22 protein-coding genes and 1 pseudogene are annotated in these 18,577 nt (G+C 47.4%); 16 read left to right on the top strand and 7 right to left on the bottom strand.

Going from position 1 to position 18,577, the window contains the following annotated elements; translation table 11 throughout:
• Positions 1-50: 50 nt before the first annotated feature.
• The 4 genes and pseudogenes from H6F51_07190 (at position 51) to H6F51_07175 (ending at position 2,091) form a co-directional block, all read left to right on the top strand.
• Positions 51-1,225, top strand: a pseudogene (locus H6F51_07190) (ISAzo13 family transposase).
• Positions 1,226-1,428: 203 nt separating this feature from the next.
• Positions 1,429-1,569: a hypothetical protein gene (locus H6F51_07185; protein ID MBD1822280.1), complete on the top strand. Its 141-nt coding sequence runs from the start codon at positions 1,429-1,431 to the stop codon at positions 1,567-1,569.
• The gene (locus tag H6F51_07180; GenBank protein ID MBD1822279.1) at positions 1,566-1,727 is read left to right on the top strand and encodes a hypothetical protein; all 162 of its coding nucleotides are present in this window, start codon (positions 1,566-1,568) and stop codon (positions 1,725-1,727) included. Before H6F51_07185 ends, H6F51_07180 begins: the two co-directional genes overlap by 4 nt.
• Before the next feature lie 25 nt (positions 1,728-1,752).
• Positions 1,753-2,091, top strand: coding sequence for a DUF4359 domain-containing protein (locus H6F51_07175; GenBank protein ID MBD1822278.1), 339 nt, complete (start codon positions 1,753-1,755; stop codon positions 2,089-2,091).
• 60 nt (positions 2,092-2,151) lie between these two features.
• Here H6F51_07175 and H6F51_07170 read toward each other — a convergent pair whose 3' ends face one another.
• Positions 2,152-2,640 carry a WbuC family cupin fold metalloprotein gene (locus H6F51_07170; GenBank protein MBD1822277.1) on the bottom strand — a complete coding sequence of 163 codons (489 nt, stop codon included), beginning with the start codon at positions 2,638-2,640 and terminating at the stop codon, positions 2,152-2,154.
• Positions 2,641-2,679: 39 nt separating this feature from the next.
• Here H6F51_07170 and H6F51_07165 point away from each other — a divergent pair, with 39 nt between their 5' ends.
• Positions 2,680-3,090 carry a gamma-glutamylcyclotransferase gene (locus H6F51_07165; protein MBD1822276.1) on the top strand — a complete coding sequence of 137 codons (411 nt, stop codon included), beginning with the start codon at positions 2,680-2,682 and terminating at the stop codon, positions 3,088-3,090.
• Positions 3,091-3,134: 44 nt separating this feature from the next.
• Here the strand turns inward: H6F51_07165 and H6F51_07160 are convergent, their stop codons facing one another.
• From H6F51_07160 to H6F51_07150, 3 genes are all read right to left on the bottom strand, one after another.
• Positions 3,135-3,650 carry a Fis family transcriptional regulator gene (locus tag H6F51_07160; protein ID MBD1822275.1) on the bottom strand — a complete coding sequence of 172 codons (516 nt, stop codon included), beginning with the start codon at positions 3,648-3,650 and terminating at the stop codon, positions 3,135-3,137.
• 161 nt (positions 3,651-3,811) lie between these two features.
• Entirely contained in the window at positions 3,812-4,471 is a 660-nt protein-coding gene (locus H6F51_07155; protein ID MBD1822274.1) for a sigma-70 family RNA polymerase sigma factor, read from the bottom strand.
• Positions 4,472-4,620: 149 nt separating this feature from the next.
• Positions 4,621-4,767, bottom strand: coding sequence for a hypothetical protein (locus tag H6F51_07150; protein ID MBD1822273.1), 147 nt, complete (start codon positions 4,765-4,767; stop codon positions 4,621-4,623).
• 278 nt (positions 4,768-5,045) lie between these two features.
• Between H6F51_07150 and H6F51_07145 the strand changes: the two genes are divergently transcribed.
• Positions 5,046-5,615 (top strand): L,D-transpeptidase, encoded by a 570-nt coding sequence (locus tag H6F51_07145; protein ID MBD1822272.1) that lies wholly within the window; start codon positions 5,046-5,048, stop codon positions 5,613-5,615.
• A 22-nt stretch (positions 5,616-5,637) separates the two neighbouring features.
• Positions 5,638-6,105 carry an NUDIX hydrolase gene (locus H6F51_07140; GenBank protein MBD1822271.1) on the top strand — a complete coding sequence of 156 codons (468 nt, stop codon included), beginning with the start codon at positions 5,638-5,640 and terminating at the stop codon, positions 6,103-6,105.
• Between the two features lie 55 nt (positions 6,106-6,160).
• Here H6F51_07140 and H6F51_07135 read toward each other — a convergent pair whose 3' ends face one another.
• Positions 6,161-6,706 carry a late competence development ComFB family protein gene (locus H6F51_07135; GenBank protein ID MBD1822270.1) on the bottom strand — a complete coding sequence of 182 codons (546 nt, stop codon included), beginning with the start codon at positions 6,704-6,706 and terminating at the stop codon, positions 6,161-6,163.
• Between the two features lie 357 nt (positions 6,707-7,063).
• On the opposite strand from H6F51_07135, the gene H6F51_07130 reads away from it, so the two are divergent.
• The 3 genes from H6F51_07130 (at position 7,064) to H6F51_07120 (ending at position 10,548) form a co-directional block, all read left to right on the top strand.
• Entirely contained in the window at positions 7,064-8,251 is a 1,188-nt protein-coding gene (locus H6F51_07130; protein ID MBD1822269.1) for a glycosyltransferase family 4 protein, read from the top strand.
• A gap of 727 nt (positions 8,252-8,978) precedes the next feature.
• Positions 8,979-9,506 (top strand): outer membrane beta-barrel protein, encoded by a 528-nt coding sequence (locus tag H6F51_07125; GenBank protein MBD1822268.1) that lies wholly within the window; start codon positions 8,979-8,981, stop codon positions 9,504-9,506.
• A 187-nt stretch (positions 9,507-9,693) separates the two neighbouring features.
• A complete protein-coding gene (locus H6F51_07120; GenBank protein ID MBD1822267.1) occupies positions 9,694-10,548 on the top strand; it encodes a histidine kinase in 855 nt (284 codons plus the stop codon).
• Between the two features lie 71 nt (positions 10,549-10,619).
• On the opposite strand, the gene H6F51_07115 is transcribed toward H6F51_07120, so the two are convergent.
• Positions 10,620-12,101, bottom strand: coding sequence for a phospholipid carrier-dependent glycosyltransferase (locus H6F51_07115; GenBank protein MBD1822266.1), 1,482 nt, complete (start codon positions 12,099-12,101; stop codon positions 10,620-10,622).
• 241 nt (positions 12,102-12,342) lie between these two features.
• Between H6F51_07115 and H6F51_07110 the strand changes: the two genes are divergently transcribed.
• From H6F51_07110 to H6F51_07090, 5 genes are all read left to right on the top strand, one after another.
• The gene (locus tag H6F51_07110; GenBank protein MBD1822265.1) at positions 12,343-13,047 is read left to right on the top strand and encodes a response regulator transcription factor; all 705 of its coding nucleotides are present in this window, start codon (positions 12,343-12,345) and stop codon (positions 13,045-13,047) included.
• 74 nt (positions 13,048-13,121) lie between these two features.
• Positions 13,122-13,352: a hypothetical protein gene (locus H6F51_07105; GenBank protein MBD1822264.1), complete on the top strand. Its 231-nt coding sequence runs from the start codon at positions 13,122-13,124 to the stop codon at positions 13,350-13,352.
• Positions 13,353-13,460: 108 nt separating this feature from the next.
• Entirely contained in the window at positions 13,461-14,870 is a 1,410-nt protein-coding gene (gene argH, locus H6F51_07100) for an argininosuccinate lyase (GenBank protein ID MBD1822263.1), read from the top strand.
• A 2-nt stretch (positions 14,871-14,872) separates the two neighbouring features.
• Positions 14,873-15,331: a thioredoxin-dependent thiol peroxidase gene (bcp, locus tag H6F51_07095; GenBank protein ID MBD1822262.1), complete on the top strand. Its 459-nt coding sequence runs from the start codon at positions 14,873-14,875 to the stop codon at positions 15,329-15,331.
• Positions 15,332-15,432: 101 nt separating this feature from the next.
• Positions 15,433-15,888 carry an NUDIX hydrolase gene (locus H6F51_07090; GenBank protein ID MBD1822261.1) on the top strand — a complete coding sequence of 152 codons (456 nt, stop codon included), beginning with the start codon at positions 15,433-15,435 and terminating at the stop codon, positions 15,886-15,888.
• 12 nt (positions 15,889-15,900) lie between these two features.
• Here the strand turns inward: H6F51_07090 and H6F51_07085 are convergent, their stop codons facing one another.
• Positions 15,901-16,698: a pantothenate kinase gene (locus tag H6F51_07085; protein ID MBD1822260.1), complete on the bottom strand. Its 798-nt coding sequence runs from the start codon at positions 16,696-16,698 to the stop codon at positions 15,901-15,903.
• A gap of 108 nt (positions 16,699-16,806) precedes the next feature.
• On the opposite strand from H6F51_07085, the gene H6F51_07080 reads away from it, so the two are divergent.
• Positions 16,807-18,543 (top strand): flavin reductase, encoded by a 1,737-nt coding sequence (locus H6F51_07080; GenBank protein ID MBD1822259.1) that lies wholly within the window; start codon positions 16,807-16,809, stop codon positions 18,541-18,543.
• Positions 18,544-18,577 lie beyond the last annotated feature (34 nt).

Raw genomic sequence — 18,577 nt, 5'->3', positions numbered from 1 at the left:
ATTGACCTGGTGAATCGATGCAGTCCTATCCGCCTGAAGTTGAACAACAAATGCGACGCTTCTACCAGTCGTTATCGGAGAAAGACCGACGCAGGTATGCAGCAGTCGAAGCCCTAAAATTAGGGCGAGGTGGATTGAGCTATATCAGCCAACTCTTCGGCTGTGATGACGAAGCGATGCAATTGGGCAAGCGAGAACTTCAAGATGACACTCAGTTGCATCAAAGCCGCGTTCGTCGTGCCGGAGGTGGGCGTAAATCAGCCTTTGAAACACACCCTGGATTAGATGAGACATTTCTGAAGGTGATTGCTCAATATACAGCAGGGTCGCCGATGAGCGAAACGATCAAGTGGACGCATCTCACTCGTCAGGAGATTGCACAGTTAATGCAAGCAGAAGGCATTTCGATTAGTGTGACCGTGGTGGATCAACTTTTAGAAAAGCACCACTATCGCAAACGCAAAGCTCAAAAACGATTAGCGACCGGAGCGCATCCGGAGCGCAATGCTCAGTTTGAGAACATTGAAGCGATTCGCTCGCGCTATGAAGCAGCAGGTCATCCGATGTTGAGTATGGATACAAAAAAAGAGAACTAATTGGGCAACTCTATCGTGCAGGTCGAGTTTACACTCAAGATGAAGCGATTGCTGTATTTGATCAAGATTGGAAGTCACTTGCGACGGGTGTTGCCATTCCCCATGGGTTGTATGATCTTCAACGCAATACAGGCTACCTTCAAATTGGCACAAGTCATGACACGGCTGAATTTGCTTGTGATGCCATTCGCCATTGGTGGCAAGAGCATGGGCGGCATCACTATCCGACTGCGACATCCATCCTGCTGCTGTGTGATGGAGGTGGTAGTAATAGCTCTCGCCAATACCTGTTCAAGCAGGACTTACAAGCGTTAGTCAACGAGCTAGGCGTTGAGATTCGGATTGCTCACTATCCACCCTATACTTCCAAGTACAACCCCATTGAACATCGATTGTTCCCCCATCTCACACGCGCGTGTCAAGGCGTGATTTTTGAAAGCGTGGACCTGGTGAAAGACTTGATGGAAAGAGCCAAAACACAAACCGGATTGTCGGTGGTGGTCAACGTTGTCGATAAAGTCTATCAGACGGGTCGAAAAGTCGCAGAGGACTTTAAGCAAACGATGAGCATTGTCTTTGATCAGCATCTGCCGCAATGGAACTATACTGCTCAACCACAAGTGGTCTAATCTCCGGCTTTATTTAATCTACAGTCCTAAGTTATCGCTATGTTATTAAGGCGGCGCAACACACTATTTCTCTAGAAGATAGTCGCAAGCTGCTTTGCAGCAGAATTGGCTATCAATGCTTAGTCGATCTGATCAGTCACTTTAACTGTCTTTATCAAGCCTATCCTGCACAAATCTACGATCGCCTCCATCACTTGCGCTCGGTGCGTCAAGAAGCAATTACACCGCTCGATCCGCTCGAAACAGAGATTGCCGCTTATCTCAGCGAGGACATCGATCGTGACCTATGGAAGCGATTGGATTGGTGGCGCAACAATACGATCGCAGTGCAGGAACTCTCATGACCGCTTTACTATTGGGCTTCAGTCTAGGAATCGCGATCGCGCTTTGGCTTGTAGTTGCTTGGCATCATTCAACCCCGATTAGACTCCAGCCTCCCCGGATACCGCGATCGACTGTTCGCAACCGTTCAAAGTCTCGCCGTAACTCTTCACGCCGCTAAACTTTATTTCAGGAGGATTGTTATCATGGCTCAGATGTTTGTACCGCAATCTTCACCTCCCAATCGCCCCGGGGGAATTTATATTGCTGCTGGATTAGTAGTGCTAACAGTATTAGGACTCACAAATCCCGACCAAGAGGCGTGTAGTCATTACGCTGCCGAAAAGCTCAAGAACAAGATTTGTGAACAGAAATCAGTGGCTGGAATGTTTTGTTCGGTGATTATATCTCTACCAAATGCTGTGACTGCTTCAGGAACTTCATTGCATACCTACCGCAAAAATCATCTGTTGCTCAGCATCTATCGTACAAAGTTCATAGATACAGAAGTTCAGACCATTGGAATTGCAGGACAGTGTTTTTGATACTTACAATGTTTTGCTTACAATGTTTTGGTAGAGCAATACAAGGTTTTGGTAGAACAATTAGGCAAAATAGCCCTGCCAAGTTTGTATCCATTGCTTTGCGTCGGGCGTATTCTCCAACGGAAATTGCGGCAAAAAGTCTTTATCGTCCATTGGCACATAAGGCCCTTCCTTCAATTCAAACATCACCGTGTCTGGCTCTAATGCAATCAGTGTATGGAACATTCCCTCTCCAAGTTCTACCCCTCGCGTCGTGCCCGTTGCGCTAATTTTTTCGGTGTGAATGACACTGCCCGATTCGTTTAAAATCAAAATCCCGATCGCGCCTTGTAGCACCAAAAAGAACTCAAATCCGTCTGCATCTGCCGGACGGACATGGCGATGGGGACGCACATAAGTTCCGGGTTGCAGCACATTTAGAAATCGCTGCACTCGATCGTGATGTTCATGAAAGTTGTGATTCTTGCGCTGACGCGGACTAGAGCGGGCTTGTTCGGCGATCGAGTCCATCAACGGCTGCGTTAAGCGCTTAATCGGTAATTCAGTCATAGGAGTAAATAGAATTAACAAAATTGCTTTGGTGTTGCAATGCAGTCTATCAACGTATTCGTCTATGGCACGTTAAAACCTGATGAAACGAGCTATTTTCTCTGTAGAGATTCCGTAATTTCCGCAGTCCCTGCGATCGTTCGCGCAGCTCTTTATCATTTACCGCTTGGCTATCCCGCGATCGTTCCTGGAAACGCTGCGACTTACGGCTATCTTCTAAGTTTTAACGATCGCGCCATTCTAGAAATTCTCGACGATTACGAACAGCACGACCCTGAAACGATCGCCCTGTTTGGTTTAGACAATAATTATGACCGCAAGGAGATCGAAGTTTTTGCTCTCAACGGCGATTTTATCGGTCTAGCTTGGGCGTATGTCATGACTCTAGATCAAGTCGATCGTCTAAATGGGATTCCAGCCCCTGATGGCATTTGGCAATCAAAAAAATAGCTCGTAGTGGTCGCACTACGAGCAGAGAAATTCATCAAATCTTTCTAGTTGCGTTGTTTTGAAGTATCAGCAGCTTTGATCGATACCACTGGACGATCGAGCGCCACCATCATTCCGCCTGTTACTTCTGAAGCGGGTTGCTGTTGTGCTTGTACCGTCGGCTGTTGAGGCGGATTCACTTTGGCAAATTGAGCTTGACGCACACTAAACAGCGAAACTGCACCCATAAAGGCAGCCGCTATTGCCGCACCCCCCCACGCCCAGCGGAGCTTCGGGCGGCGATCGACTTTTGCCAACACCTGATCTACCGTTGTTTCAACAGGTTGAGACGGCGCTGGAGCCGGCATCGAGCGGAAAGCTTGACGAAGCTTCAGTAATCGGGCATGTAGCTGTTGGACAGAGGCATCGGTAGATAACCATTCTTCAACCTGTTTGCGCTCGCTAGCAGTAACTTCCCCATCTAAATAGGCGCTGAGTAACTCAAAGCGATCGCGGGCGTTTAACTGAGAATCGGGCGAAGGTTGCATAGTGTTATTGAGCGAATCAAAATTGGAGTTCATCGAGGGTCACTATCAATGAGGTAAGACATTGAGTTGAGAATGCCTGCAAGATATGAAATCAGTGTAATCAACCACTCCTCAAAGCACAATTCTCATTTTGGGTTACGTCTAGAAGCATAATATCAAAGCCAACCTGAAGTCTGTAGCGTCGCTTGGCGGGTTTAATGTCCGTCAAGATACTGCTGGAGTTGGGACTGGAGGCGATGACGCGCTCTTGCAATCCGTGATTTTACGGTTCCAAGTGAAACTCCGGTCAGTTCAGCGATTTCTTCATATGCCATCCCTTCGATTTCGCGTAGGACGATCGTCGTGCGAAATACTTCGGGTAGGTCAGCGATCGCTTCATTTAGCTGATCGTAAAATTCCCGCGTCGTCAAATCTTCATCCGGCCCCGGGGTCGCTGAGGCGATTTCCCAATCCATTTCACCGTCCTCGACCGATAGCGGCGCATCGAGTGACAGCGGAGAAGCATTGCGCTTGCGTTTGCGAAGCTCATCGTAAAACAGATTCGTGGCGATCCGGCTGAGCCAGCCCCGAAACTTCACCGGTTCATTCAGTCGGGTAATGTTGCGATAGACGCGAATCCAGACCTCTTGCGCGAGGTCGGCGCGGTCTTGCCAATCCGGAGCGAGATGATACAAAACTTTGTCGACATGAGACTGATACCGCCGCATGAGTTCCGAAAACACGGCTTTCTCTGGGCGATGTCCGGTCTGACACTGCAACACTAGATCGTAATTAGAGAGTTTTTCTGCTTGCACTGGACTCTGAAGAACCTTTGGCTCGATCGATGACCAGGATACAGGAAGGGACTGACTCATGGGCGGATAACGGTATGTTTGACGTTCCGCTATAGATGACAGCACACGGGTTGAAAAAGTTCCTTCGAGTTTAAGGGCGCGATCGAATGGTCTTATCTAGGATATCTCGTGCCCGTTCTTACTGGAGAGTTCCTGCAATAGAAATACGCCTAAGGCTGGTCAATCCAAACGCGAGCGAGGTGATAGGTTTGCTCCTGCATGGAATCTTTTATTTGTGTTGCAGTCGGAATTGACCAGTTTTGCAGGCAGCTCAGTGAAAAAGTAATTACGATCGCCAAAAAAAACTTTTCTTTCATCACTCCGTCCTCCTCTAAACCGAAACACCACACTCCCAGCATTGTAGATTCCGAATCGCAGATTGAACCATTGTCAAGTGCTACTTCATCTAACCATGGTTATAGTTTCTCAAATTCACCGACCGTCCGGTTGAGTGAAATTATCGCCGTAATAACTACGTTGACATTTTGACAGTGGTATACCTGTGATGTAGGTCTACTTGCGTCTAGAGATTCAAGGCTTACAGTCGGGGTTCCGGGCAAAATAAGATAATTGTGGCAGTTTGAATGAAGAAGTAATGGCGACAAAGGTTCAAAATTCGTCTCTTGCTAGAGCCTTAACGACGATTTGCGTTCTTACGGGCTGCGCGATCGCGCTTCTGCAATTGCAGCGCCTTCCGGCGATCTCAATGCCTCAAATTGAGCTGCCAAATTTTCAAGTGAGCGTGACTCCGGCTCCAGAGCCATCCCCCGTGATTGAAAGAGAATTAGTTGTAGATTTAAGCGATCGTAAAGTCCGGTTGTATGAACAGAAGAAATTAGAAGCAACTTATTCGATTGCGATCGGACAGGAGGGCTGGGAAACTCCGACAGGCACCTTTAAAGTGCAGCAAATGTACGAGAATCCCGCATGGCAGCATCCAATTACAGGGGAAAAGATTGCGCCCGGACACAAAGATAATCCGCTCGGTCAGCGCTGGATCGGATTCACATCGCAGGGTAAACTGCTGATTGGTTTTCACGGAACGACAGATTATTCCTTGCTAGGGCAAGCCGTTTCGCATGGCTGTCTCAGAATGAGGAATGCTGATGTTGTTGCGCTATACAAACAGGTACAGATTGGAACCCTGGTCGTCGTTAAGCCTTAATTATTTGTATGAAACTATTTGTATGAAACACCGAATTCGAGCGGCTGGTTTAGTGGTGCAGGAAGATGAGATTCTATTAGTTGCTCATAAATGCCCCGAAACTGGACGCACAATCTGGATTCCTCCCGGTGGTGGCATTGAGCGGGAAGACGAGTCGATTTTTGCCTGTGCCGCTCGTGAAATCTTTGAAGAAACTGGACTGACCGCCAGCTTGTCACGCATCGCTTATCTGCGAGAGTTTTACGACAGTGAATCAGATGTTCGCAGTTGTGAGTTTTTCTGCGTGGTCGATCGCTTCTCCGGTACGCTCACGCTCGAACACCTCCCCCCAACTTCGCCTGATTCTGATTGGATTACAGAACTCCGCTGGTTTAAGCGAATTGAGCTAGATCAAGTTACTGTGTATCCAGAGGAATTACGCGATCGATTCTGGCAGGATCTAGCCGCAGGCTTCCCGATGGTTCATTATCTCGGATTACAATCTCGATAAAAAAGGGGCAGAACGCCCCTTTAACCTCATGAAAAATATCTAACAATAGAAATATCTAACGATGTGGCTCTGGCTCGAAACTGGGAGCATACGCCTGCAAAAGACTGCCCACTTGAGTGAGAATCTCATCTTTCGAGCTTTTGCCGAGAATCTGACGTTCTGGGAAGAAATCAGGCTTATCAAGATTTTTCGCGATCGCTTCTCCAACTCGCTGCGAAATCATTCCTTGTAAATCTTCTTTAGCGTGTTGCCGTTGATAGTTCGCGCCTTCTTCAGTCGTAGCGTAAAGCGGCGGTAAACGGTTCAACGCATAAGCGGCAATATCACCTAAATCTAAGGTGCGATCGCTAGTCGCTTCAATTTCTGCAACCCGTGCGATCGCTTCCGTTAAGACCAATTCTTCCATGACGTTAATAAACTGCTTACGGGGAACGGCAACCACTTCTCCAGTCAGGAGCGCTCCCATCAATCGATCCAACGCCATATACTCTTCGATCGACAGTTCCGAGGCGGTGTCGCAGATACGCCCAACTTCGGCTTCCATCGCGGGGGTCAAATAGCCATCCTGAAGGGCTTGATCAACGATTTTTTCAATGCTCATATCGCCTCTTTCAACTCCATCGCAGCGGATTGTTTATCGATTTCCTCTGCATCATTTTGCCCTAGTTTGCGTACCCAGGAACACTCTGATGAAAGCTTATTGTAGCAGTACAAAAATAAAGGATTGTGGCTGAATCTTTAGTGTTTTTTAATACGACAATTCATTCAGGATCGATCAAGTCTACGACCTCACACTGAGTCTATTTTTTAGCATAAAGTTTTATCAATCTCGAAAAAACAGACTGATAGAATCAGGATTCCATCTGTAAGAGGTTCCATATCTAACACTTGGGCGCTGGTGAAGGAAAGGACTCAAAGAAAGTACAAACATACCGCTGGTAAAAGGGCGTTAAGAGCGATGAAGATTTTGGTGCTGACTTGGGAATTTCCACCCCGCATCGTGGGCGGCATTGCTCGCCATGTTGGAGAACTTTACCCAGAGTTGGTGAAACTGGGGCATCAAATTGTATTGATTACCGTGGAGTTTGGACTGGCACCTCATTTTGAGATTGTGGAGGGAGTCCAAGTTCATCGAGTCGCCGTAGCAAAACATGAAGATTTTTTCCAATGGGTCTGTGCCATGAACGACAGCATGGGACTGCACGGCGGTAAATTAATCTTAGAAGAAGGCGGCTTTGATGCCATTCACGCCCATGATTGGCTGGTGAGCGATGCGGCGATCGCGTTAAAACATCACTTTAAAGTGCCACTTGTAGCAACCATTCATGCTACAGAACATGGACGGCATGGTGGAATTTTTAGCCCAACGCAGCATTATGTTCACGGAAAGGAGCGGTTGTTAACTCACGAAGCGTGGCGGATTATTGTTTGCACAAACTTTATGCGGCGAGAAGTTGAGCAAACACTCGCGGCACCGTGGGACAAAATTGATGTCGTCTACAATGGCATCCGGCGCGAAAAAAAACAGCTTGACCCGGATTTCGACTATTGGGAGTTTCGGCGGCGTTTTGCGGTCGATCAGGAGAAAATTGTCTATTACGTCGGCAGGATGACGCACGAGAAAGGGGTTTCTGGCTTGATTCAGGCGGCTCCGAAGATTCTACATGAGATGAATCAGCGCGTGAAGTTCGTTTTTATCGGGGGTGGACCCACAGAACATCTCAAGCGGCAGGCGAAAGAACTCGGAATTTGGAGACATTGCTTCTTCGCTGGATTTATGCCGGATCAAGACCTCGATCGCTTTCAGACGATTGCAGATTGTGCGGTTTTCCCAAGTTTGTATGAACCCTTCGGAATTGTGGCGCTCGAAAGCTTTGCAGCGCGAGTGCCCGTTGTTGTTTCCGATGCAGGGGGATTTCCTGAAGTTGTGCGGCATGGCAGGACTGGAATTGTGACGTGGGTGAGTAACTCAGAGTCGATCGCTTGGGGAATTCTGGAAATATTGAAGCGTCCAGAGTTTGCGCGATCGCTGGTGCAGAACGCCTATGAAGATTTAGCCCGGCGGTTTGATTGGAGCAAGCTGGCACAGCAAACTGAAGCCGTGTATGGGCGCGTCCTGCACGAACGGGCAGAGGTAGATTGGTAGAATTCACGCCGTAGTTTCATGTCAGCGAAAAGTCCCTTTATTTTGCAGAGCGATCGGCTCGGAACTTTTGATTCTGCTGCTGCATCTATAAATTGTGTAGCGACCCTGTTTGAGTTGTGAACGCTAAAAGGAGTAGGGGGTTGAAAAAGAAACGACACCCCACGCCCCATTTCACAACTGATTAGGATGACTATAGCCGCGCTCTTTACAAATGACCTCTTTCGGAAACCTAAAAGATATTGCTTCCGAAAATTCTAGTTAATAATGTGTAGTTATTCTCAGCCTTTTGGGTTAGATACTTCTTGATTTAACGAGACGGAAAACCGAACTTTAACGCTAATTTTCACGCCTAAAAATCATTTTTTTAGAGGCATTTTCTTTTACAAAATTGCAAGGAATGCCTCTTTTTTGTTGTTTTAAAAGAGAGAGAAATGACAACATTTATGATGTGACACTTATAGAACAGACCATCGTTTAAGATGATTTGAAATCCTGCAAGATATACCAGAGATATGAGAAACCAATGCGATTTATTGCTGGTTCTTCCAGAAGTAATCTCAAGTTTTTGACTGATCAAGCTGGAACTATTTCTAAAGATATAGAATTCCTAACCAATTCAAAAACCTCTGAAACTCTGGGAACACATCAAGCACTTCTTACGACATTGAAAGTAAGAATTGAAGGCAATAAACCTCAACTAAAGTTCTTCGTCACGCTAGGAAAAGTTATGAAACTCTCTCTCAAATCGGTAGCAACTCTTTCTGCTCTTTCTGCCCTTGCTTTGTCTCCTTTGTTCTTCGCAGGTTCTGCTTCTGCCCAATCTGTTCGCTTCGACGGAAGCTATGTTGGAGCTGGGGTTGGCGGTAGTGTGACCAGCGGCGGAGTCAGTAATGACGAAGCAGTATTTGGTGGAAACATTCAAGGTCGATTTGCAATTCCAAATGCGCCTGTTTCTGTTCGTGGTTCCGTTATGTTCAACGGCGACAACAGCGCGGTTATTCCTTCGCTGACCTATGATCTTCCTGTTTCTAGAAACACGAACGTCTATCTAGGTGCTGGCTACGGTTTTGTGCAAAAAGACGGTCAAACTTCTCAAATTGGCAACAAAGATTCTGCCGTTATTTCAGCAGGTGTTGAATCAGAAGTTGCAAAAGGCGTTGTTGTTTATAGCGATGCGAAATATGGCATCAACGCTTATCAAGGAAGCGGCAATGGTTCACTGAGCATTGTTGGTGGTGTAGGTCTGCGATTCTAGTTTCCTGAATTGCAATCTGAACACAATTTGCTTAGCGTTTTGTTGAAGCTTAAGGTCATCTAATTCAAAGCTTAGCTCCTGGTATTTTATCAGGAGCTTTTCTTATTAACCTTAAGAAAGAGGATGTTAAAGAAATCCTACGTCAGACTAGAGGAAGAAATAATAAGGTTTTAATTAGAGGATTCATATGGCTAATTCTGTCAAAGAGAAAATCTCATCTGACCTGAAGCAAGCAAAAGAAGTGGGACAGCTCCGCACCGATCGCATTCGAGAAATTATGCGAAGCGCGATCGACCAAATCACTTCCGAATTGAAAGCAGGAACCGGAGATATTCGGTCGATCGTCAAGGATGCGTTTTCTAGTGCAGCAACAAGCTTGCAAGAAGGCGGGACACATATCAAAGAAGACATCACCGCTTCGGTTGAAGGAGTCGTCGAAGGAATTAGTCGCGCTCGTCAACAGCGTATTGCTGAAACTGAAGCAGAAGTGAAGCGGCTACAGACTCAACTCAGTGAACAAGAAGACGAACTAGAGCAACAAGTCGAAGCGGGCATGGAAGGGCTGAAGGAAGCCGCACGAGATATGTCTGTTGAAGTTCGGGAACAGATCGAGACGACGATCGAGACGATTCGCAACAGCGAGGAGGCGGGTTTGTTAAAGAAACGCTATGCTCAAGTGCAGGCACAGTTAGCCATTCTGCGGGCAAACCTGGCTGCACGCAGCGAGGATTATCACGATCGCGCTCAAGCTCATCTGAACGAAGCAAAAGAGTGGTACGACCAAGCCCGACCACAAGCCGAATCCGCAAAGACCCAAGCGGATCAAAAGATGGCAGACCTCGATCGACAAATTGGAGAAGCGGGAGTTGCTCTGGCACAACGGGAACGGCAAGTGCGAAAAATGCTCAAAGACTTGCTAAAACAAGCAACCGATATGGTGAGAGAAGCGGGAGAGGCGCGATCGAAGTCTTCTAATAGGACAGAAGACGCACCAAAATTGCCCCCCACTCAAATTGACATCGAAGATAGCAAGATCAAATAGAGCCTCAGCAAAATCGGGATAAGTTCAACGGGTTTCATTCAATGGAACCCGTTTCGTTTATTTCAGAGTCGTTAAATCCACGATCTCAGCCACATCCGCATCTCATATTCTGATTGCGACAATGGCAAGCCCAGATAAATCGGCATCCAAAACACAAACGCGATCGCACAAAGCATGATTACGCCAATTCCGAGCGCACGAGATTCGCGCTTGCGAAGCCAGCGATCGATCAGCCAAGCCAGTCCCATCGCGGCATAAATGGATGATCCCATGTAGTGATACAGAAACACACAGCGCGATACAGGCATCCAGGGCAGTAAATTCGCTACATACCCAGTCATTAGAAACAGCACAATCCATAACTCTTGAGGCGGCAAATAGCCTAGCTTGGGAGCTTGAGCCGTAACCAGAGTTGGCAAGATGTGCCAGTGTTCGACAAGTATCCAAATGAGAAATACGATCGCCACTGAAGAAAACCACCATAGCGCTGGATTTCCAATTGCATGAACATCGTAAACCACCCGTCCAGGCTGAAGAATTAGTGCAGAACTTCCGTTTGGAATTGGAGCAGTCGGTGAATTTGCAACTTGATAAAAATACGCAACTGGGCGAAGCATTAGTATCCAACTGTACCAAGTTGAGCAGTAAGGATGAATATTCATGCCGCTACCCACGCGCTGATGGTAAGACAAAATCTGCCTCTGAACTTCGATAAAGTCAAATTCAGGATTTAGATAAATATGAGGTAGCCAAATTAACCAATAAAACAGCGCTGGAATACCTGCAAAACAGAGTAAAAAAGAGAACAAATTAATCTGCGTAATTCGATACAACGGTGAAGTTGGTAATGGATGATTAGAGACTTCTGTGAATCGTTGTGATCGCTGACTCATCCAATTAAGCAGGCGAAATAACCAACCTAATCCCCACAGAAAATAAGCACTCATCAAGAACCATAATCCGTTCCATTTGATTGAAGCAGAGGCAGCAAAAAATACTCCAGATCCAACGAGAAACCAATTCAATTTTTTTGGCGATCGTAAACTTAATAACAAGAACCATTGTCCCAACAATCCGAACAATATAAGGTAGACATTATTCAGGGCGTAGCGTGACTCAACCAGGAATAGACCATCCATCGCGGCAAGAATTCCGGCAATCAGAGCATAGCTACGACGTTGGCTGAGTTGGTATGCGATCACAGAAATAACTAGCGGAATAAAGGAACCTGTTAACGCATTAAGCCAGCGATAACTCCAGGTACTTAAAGTTGAGCCTGCCAAATTGTTTACAGTGTCTTGACCGATCGGAAGACGATTTCCAATCCAGATTCCGATTGCGATCAAGTATTTGCTTAACGGCGGATGACCATCGAAGAATCTTGTCCCAGTTAAGTAGTTATTCGCGAATTTTGCATAGTAAACTTCGTCAAAAACGAGTGTATTAAATCGTCCGAGTCCCCAGAATCGCAGACCCAGCGACACAAGAAATATTCCAAGGATTCCAAGCCGAAACCAGGAGATCGGCTTGACGGGTTGCTCAGTCTTTCGCATCACAACTTCAGTGCCATTTTTTCTAGTCTTTCAGCATACTGACTTCTTCTCCAATTTGGTAAATTTCTGTCACAAAGGGCTTGATTTATTTCTATAAAAACGAAAAAATATTTTGATGATGTTTTACAAACTATCAAAAACAACTTCCTCAACAGTTACTGTATTTCGAGTTCATTGCGTTCAGGAGTTTTTCGATCGCCCCCATTCCTAAACTTCATCTCTGAGAAGAGGAAAGCACTGTATGATTCGCGTATTGTTAGCCGATGATCAAAACCTCATTCGAGAAGGATTGAAAGCGCTTCTAGAGCAGGAGCCTGATCTGCAAGTTGTAGCAGATGTAGACAACGGTTGCGATGCGGTAGAGCAAACGGAAGCCCTCCAGCCAGATGTGGTGCTGATGGATTTGAAAATGCCAAAAATGGACGGCATCACTGCAACTCAAGCCATTTGTGAGCGCTGCCCAAAAACCCGCGTTTTAGTTCTGACCGCTACTGATGATGAAGCCTCAGTCCGAACCGCTTTGCGAGTTGGAGCGCGGGGCTATTTGCTCAAGGATATGTCGCCTGACGAGTTAGCCAATGCCGTTCGGACTGCACACAGAGGCTTTACTCAACTCAGTCCCGGAATTTTGCAGAAAGTGCTTGCTCCGCCGATCGAAGAAACCAGTCCCGAACCATCAATGACGAACGTTCTGCCGTTTATGCCGTCCCAGCGGCGTACTCCTGCTCCTAGCTTACCGCCTGGATTTGCTAAGCTGACTGCTCGTGAGCGCCAAGTGTTAAGACTGATCGCAGAAGGATCGAGCAACCGGGAAATTGCCCAATCGCTCGAAATCTCAGAAGGAACCGTGAAAAACCACGTCGCCAGCATTTTAGGGCGTTTGAATCTACGCGATCGTACGCAGGCGGCGATCATCGCGACCTCAGTAATGCCGCTTCTGAACTAGCATTTTCTCGGACTCTCTAACTTGATTCCTGTGATAAGACTGTGCTGAAAGCAAACCAATCACGGCACAATCACATGATTCATCTTGTTTTAGATCTATCCACCTGGTTCGATCACACCCTTCATCTGAGCGATGTTGTGCAATCGATCGATGTCAACATTCTGGCTCAGGAATTCAAGCAAACCGATATTGCTGGGAATGTCGGCAAAAGCTGGAATCACTTTGTCAGAACCGGTCAGGTTTGGGCATTTGTGTTAGGAGCTGGACTAGGGTACTTCGTCAGAACCTTTACTTCGTTCGGCTAATTCCGGCGAGTCTCTTTACTGGGATGAAAAATTAATCTGAGCTTCATCCCTTCTTTTCAACCGTTTGCGGTAGGCTTAGAACTTGCAGTCGATCGACAAAGAGTTCCCTTGAGTCAGCAGTCTCCTGAATCTAAACCTTCTCAAACTTGGAGCCAGCGTTTTGAAACGGCATTGCATCCCGCGATCGCGCAGTTTAACGCCAGCATCGGATTTGATATCGCGCTAATTGAATATGATTTAACGGGATCGCAAGCACACGCAAAAATGCTGGCAAAAACTGGCATTATTTCTGCGGAAGAGGGCGATCAGTTAGTCAAAGGACTAGAGCAGATCCGGCAAGAATATCGCCAAGGACAGTTTCAACCCGGCATTGATGCAGAAGACGTGCATTTCGCGGTAGAACACCGTCTCACCGAGATTGTGGGCGATGTTGGTAAGAAGTTGCATACCGCTCGATCGCGCAACGATCAGGTTGGAACCGATACCCGCCTTTATCTCCGCGCCCAAATTCACCAAATTCGTCAGCAGCTTCGAGACTTTCAAGGCGTTTTACTCGGACTCGCTGAGCAGCACGTTAAGACCCTAATTCCAGGCTACACCCATCTGCAACGGGCGCAGCCGATTAGTTTGGCACATCATTTGCTGGCGTATTTCGAGATGACGCAGCGCGACTGGACGCGACTCGGCGAAATTTATCAGCGAGTCAACGTTTCACCCTTGGGATCAGGGGCGCTAGCGGGAACAACCTTTCCGATCGACCGACATTACACCGCCGAATTGTTAGAGTTCGGGGGACTGTACGAAAACAGCTTAGATGGCGTGAGCGATCGAGATTTTGCGATCGAATTCCTCTGCGCTGCAAGCTTGATCATGGTGCATCTTAGCCGCTTGTCCGAAGAAGTAATTTTTTGGGCATCTCAAGAATTCAGTTTTGTCACGCTGAAAGATAGCTGCGCTACAGGATCGAGCATCATGCCGCAAAAAAAGAATCCCGATGTACCAGAACTCGTGCGCGGTAAAACAGGGCGAGTCTTCGGGCATTTGCAGGGAATGTTGGTGCTGATGAAAGGACTGCCGCTCGCTTACAACAAAGATTTGCAAGAGGACAAAGAAGCCTTGTTCGATTCTGTGAACACCGTCAAGGCTTGTCTAGAAGCGATGACAATTTTATTTCAAGAAGGCTTAGAGTTCCGCACGGTACGATTGAACGAAGCGGTGACAGAAGATTTCTCAAATGCAACTGATGTGGCGGATTACCTTGCAGCAAAAGGAATTCCCTTTAGAGAAGCGTATAACCTGGTTGGGAAAGTGGTGCGATCGTGCCTCTCAGCCAATAAGCTGCTCAAAGACCTAACCCTTGCAGAATGGAAAGAACTTCATCCGGCGTTTGAGTCAGATATCTACGACGCGATCTCACCTGTGCAGGTCGTTGCAGCCCGAAATAGTTTCGGTGGAACTGGATTCGAGCAGATTAATCAGGCGATCGCATCCGCAAAACAACGATTTCAACAGAGCTAAGTATGGGACTAACTGTAGGCGATCGCGCTCCTGACTTCTGTTTACCCGATACTCAGGGGAATTTAGTCAAGCTTGCGGATTTCAAAGGTAAGCGAGTCGTTTTGTATTTCTACCCTCGCGATAATACTCCCGGATGCACTAAAGAAGCTTGTGGGTTTCGGGATGCTTACGAGCAATATCAGACGCAAGATATCGTTCTCATGGGAATTAGCGCGGATGACGCTAATTCCCATGAGAAGTTTGTGACGAAGTACAATTTGCCGTTTCCGCTGCTGTGTGATGAAGGCGGTAAAGTAGCGGAGACTTATGAAAGTTACGGATTGAAGAAATTCATGGGCAAAGAGTTCTTAGGCGTAATCCGGAACACCTTTGTCATTAGCCCAGATGGTACGATCGAGAAAATCTACCGCAAAGTAAAACCTGAGTTTCACGCAGCACAAGTCCTCGCCGATCTCGCGTGAATTGCTTATCCTCCAGCGTCTCGTATCTACCAGAAATTCCCGCTCGACTGCTTCTATCAACTTTTAGGCACTTCAACCCCTTCACCTCATATCGTGAATTTATGCGTCGGTTTTGGCGATATTTCCAAACCATTCTGGGTGTGATCTTCCGCCACCCGATTACTGGGACAAGCATCATTACAGTTTTACCGGACGATCGCATTGTGCTAATTCGGCGACGAGATAACGGACTGTGGAGCCTTCCCGGAGGCATTGTCGATTGGGGCGAAGACTTGCCGACGGCGATTCGCCGCGAGCTTGTCGAGGAAACAGGTTTAGAACTGACCAAAATTCGGCGATTAGTCGGAATTTACTCGGCTCCCGATCGCGATCCACGAATGCACTCAATTTGCATCGTTGTGGAAGTGGAAGCAACTGGAACCTTCAACCCAAAGGATATCGATGAAGTAGCAGATGTGCAGGCGTTCCATTGCTTACATCTACCCCCCGGTAAGCTCTCACATGATCACGATCAGCAGCTACAAGATTATTTTGAGGGCAGGACTACGATCGCTTAAAGTTTCAAGCGCTTAAGGTTTCAAGGCGTTGCGAACCGATCGCATTCCCCAAAACACTAAATCCAAATCGAGTCGAAGCTGCTCAAAAATTCGCGGCTCGGTCTGCTCAAAGAGCCGATAAATTAACTCCGCATCACCCCCGGTCAAGACGATCGTACTCCTTTCAAACTGCTGATTCCAGTCTTCGACAAAACTGCGAATTCCTGCTAAAAGTGTGTTCAAAATTCCGCTCTCGATCGCGGTTTGGGTATTCCTTGCCCATCGCTCAGGCAGAGTTTCAACTTGCCCGATCGTAGGAAGCGCTGCGGTCTGTTGTCCCAGAGCTTGAAACTGTAGCCGCACTCCAGGCACGATCGCGCCGCCAATCAACTCATGCTTTTCGTTTGCACCTGTAAAAGTCATTGCTGTTCCGCAATCGATGACTAAGGCTGGACTACCATAGACTTGGATAGCACCCCATAGAGCTAGAGCACGATCGACACCGAGCGTAGAATAAAGCTGATGAAGAGGAATTTCGCTGAGAGAGATGCCGTGAAAATTGGGAACATTCCGCCAGTAATCAACCTGCTTCGGGACAACTGACGCGACCCATAGCTCTGAATCGATGCTCATCCAAGGCAGCGATTGATAAACTAAGCTAATCGGTTTTGCTGTAGAGTTGGAATCACGATCGTTCAGCAGAATCACTGAATCCTCGGCGATATGTGACATATTGTATCTTTGTTGAATTTGGTCATTTTCAAACAAAGCCCAATGAAGTCGGGAGTTTCCAATATTTAGCGCGATCCAACGATTTGTAATTAGTTTCATTTATAGGTATGCTTACTTATTGAAACTTTACAAATTGAGATACAAGGCGCGACAATCAAGCTATAAGAGAACTGCGTTATCGTTTACATTACCTCTGGGAGATCGTTTATGGTCGCTTCTGCTCCTCGCTCAGCTCGATCACGAGTTCGTCTCACTACCGAAATCAGCGATATTGCACCCGAAACTACCACGATCCGATCGCTCGATTGGGATCGCGATCGCTTCGATATCGAATTTTCTCTTGAGAATGGAACAACTTACAATTCTTTTTTAATTAAAGGCGAGAAAGTTGCTCTAGTTGATACCTCACATGCGAAATTCCGTGAACTCTACATTGATGCTCTAAATGAGTTGATTGATCCACAAGACATTGAGTATCTAATCATCAGTCACACCGAGCCAGATCATAGTGGCTTAGTCCGCGATGTCCTAGAACTCAATCCGGATATCATCGTCGTGGGTGCAAAAGTTGCGATCCAATTTCTCGAAAACTTGGTGCATCAGCCGTTCAAGAGCAAAGTTGTCAAGAGCGGCGATCGTCTGGAACTCGGCAATGGACACGAACTTGAATTTGTCTCTGCACCGAACTTACACTGGCCCGACACAATTTTCACCTACGACCACAAAACGCAAACGCTATTCACCTGTGATGCGTTCGGGATGCACTTCTGCGACGATCACACCTACGATGAAGACCTTGATATTCTCGAAGCCGAGTTTCGTCTATACTACGACTGCCTCATGGCTCCGAACGCTCGATCGGTACTCGGAGCGATCAAACGCATCAAAGAACTTCCCGAAATTACGACGATCGCCACAGGTCACGGGCCACTGCTGCGCTACAACATCGAAGAATTAGTCGGACGCTACCAAGATTGGAGCCAAACCCAAGCAAAAGCGACCACCACCGTTGGCTTATTCTATGTGGCAGGACATGGGTACGGCGATCAACTCGCGCAAGCGATCACAACCGGAATTACCAAAACCGGAGTCGCCGTTGAAATCATGGATCTGCGCGTTGCTGAACCGCAGGAAGTCCGCGAACTGGTCGAACTCTCCAGCGCGATCGTTCTGGGAATGCCCCCGCAATCTGGAGAAGTTGCTGAAAACGCTGCCGCCGCAATCGGTACCATTCTTGCTGCCGTAAATTCCAAGCAGAACTTTGGACTGTTTGAAGTCGGCGGCGGTAACGATGAAGCCGTTTATCCGATTCGCAACCGAATCCGGGAGATTGGCTTGGTTGAGAAATTTGAGCCAATCAAAATCGCAGACGAACCGACCGAAGCGATCTACCAGCTTTGCGAGGAGTCCGGCACAGACTTAGGACAATGGCTCACTCGCGATCGTACCGTCAAACAAATGAAAGCCCTCGACACCGAGCTAGATAAAGCCCTCGGTCGCATTAGCGGCGGTCTGTACATCATTACTGCCAAAAAGGGCGACATCTCTAGTGCAATGCTGGCATCTTGGGTCGCGCAGGCAAGTTCTGAACCGCTCGGAGTCTCGATCGCGGTTGCCAAAGATCGGGCGATCGAATCGTTCCTGCACATTGGCGATCACTTCGTGCTAAATGCGCTGGAAGAAGGAAAATATCAGGCATTAATGAAGCACTTCCTCAAGCGGTTTGCGCCGGGAGCCGATCGCTTTGCCGATGTCACCACCTATCCTGCGACTAATGGCTCACCGATTCTGGCTGAATCGCTGGCTTATCTAGAGTGTGAAGTTGTGAGCCGGATGGAATGCCCCGATCACTGGATTGTTTACAGCATCGTTACCACAGGGCGAGTCGCGAAAGCGGATGCGTTAACGGCTGTACACCATCGCAAAGTTGGCAATCACTATTAATACCGAATCTCCTCACCCCGACTTGTCCAGTCAG

This window comes from Cyanobacteria bacterium FACHB-DQ100 (genome assembly GCA_014695195.1).
Taxonomy (GTDB): domain Bacteria; phylum Cyanobacteriota; class Cyanobacteriia; order Leptolyngbyales; family Leptolyngbyaceae; genus Leptolyngbya.
This window is presented reverse-complemented; position numbering and strand designations above follow the sequence as displayed.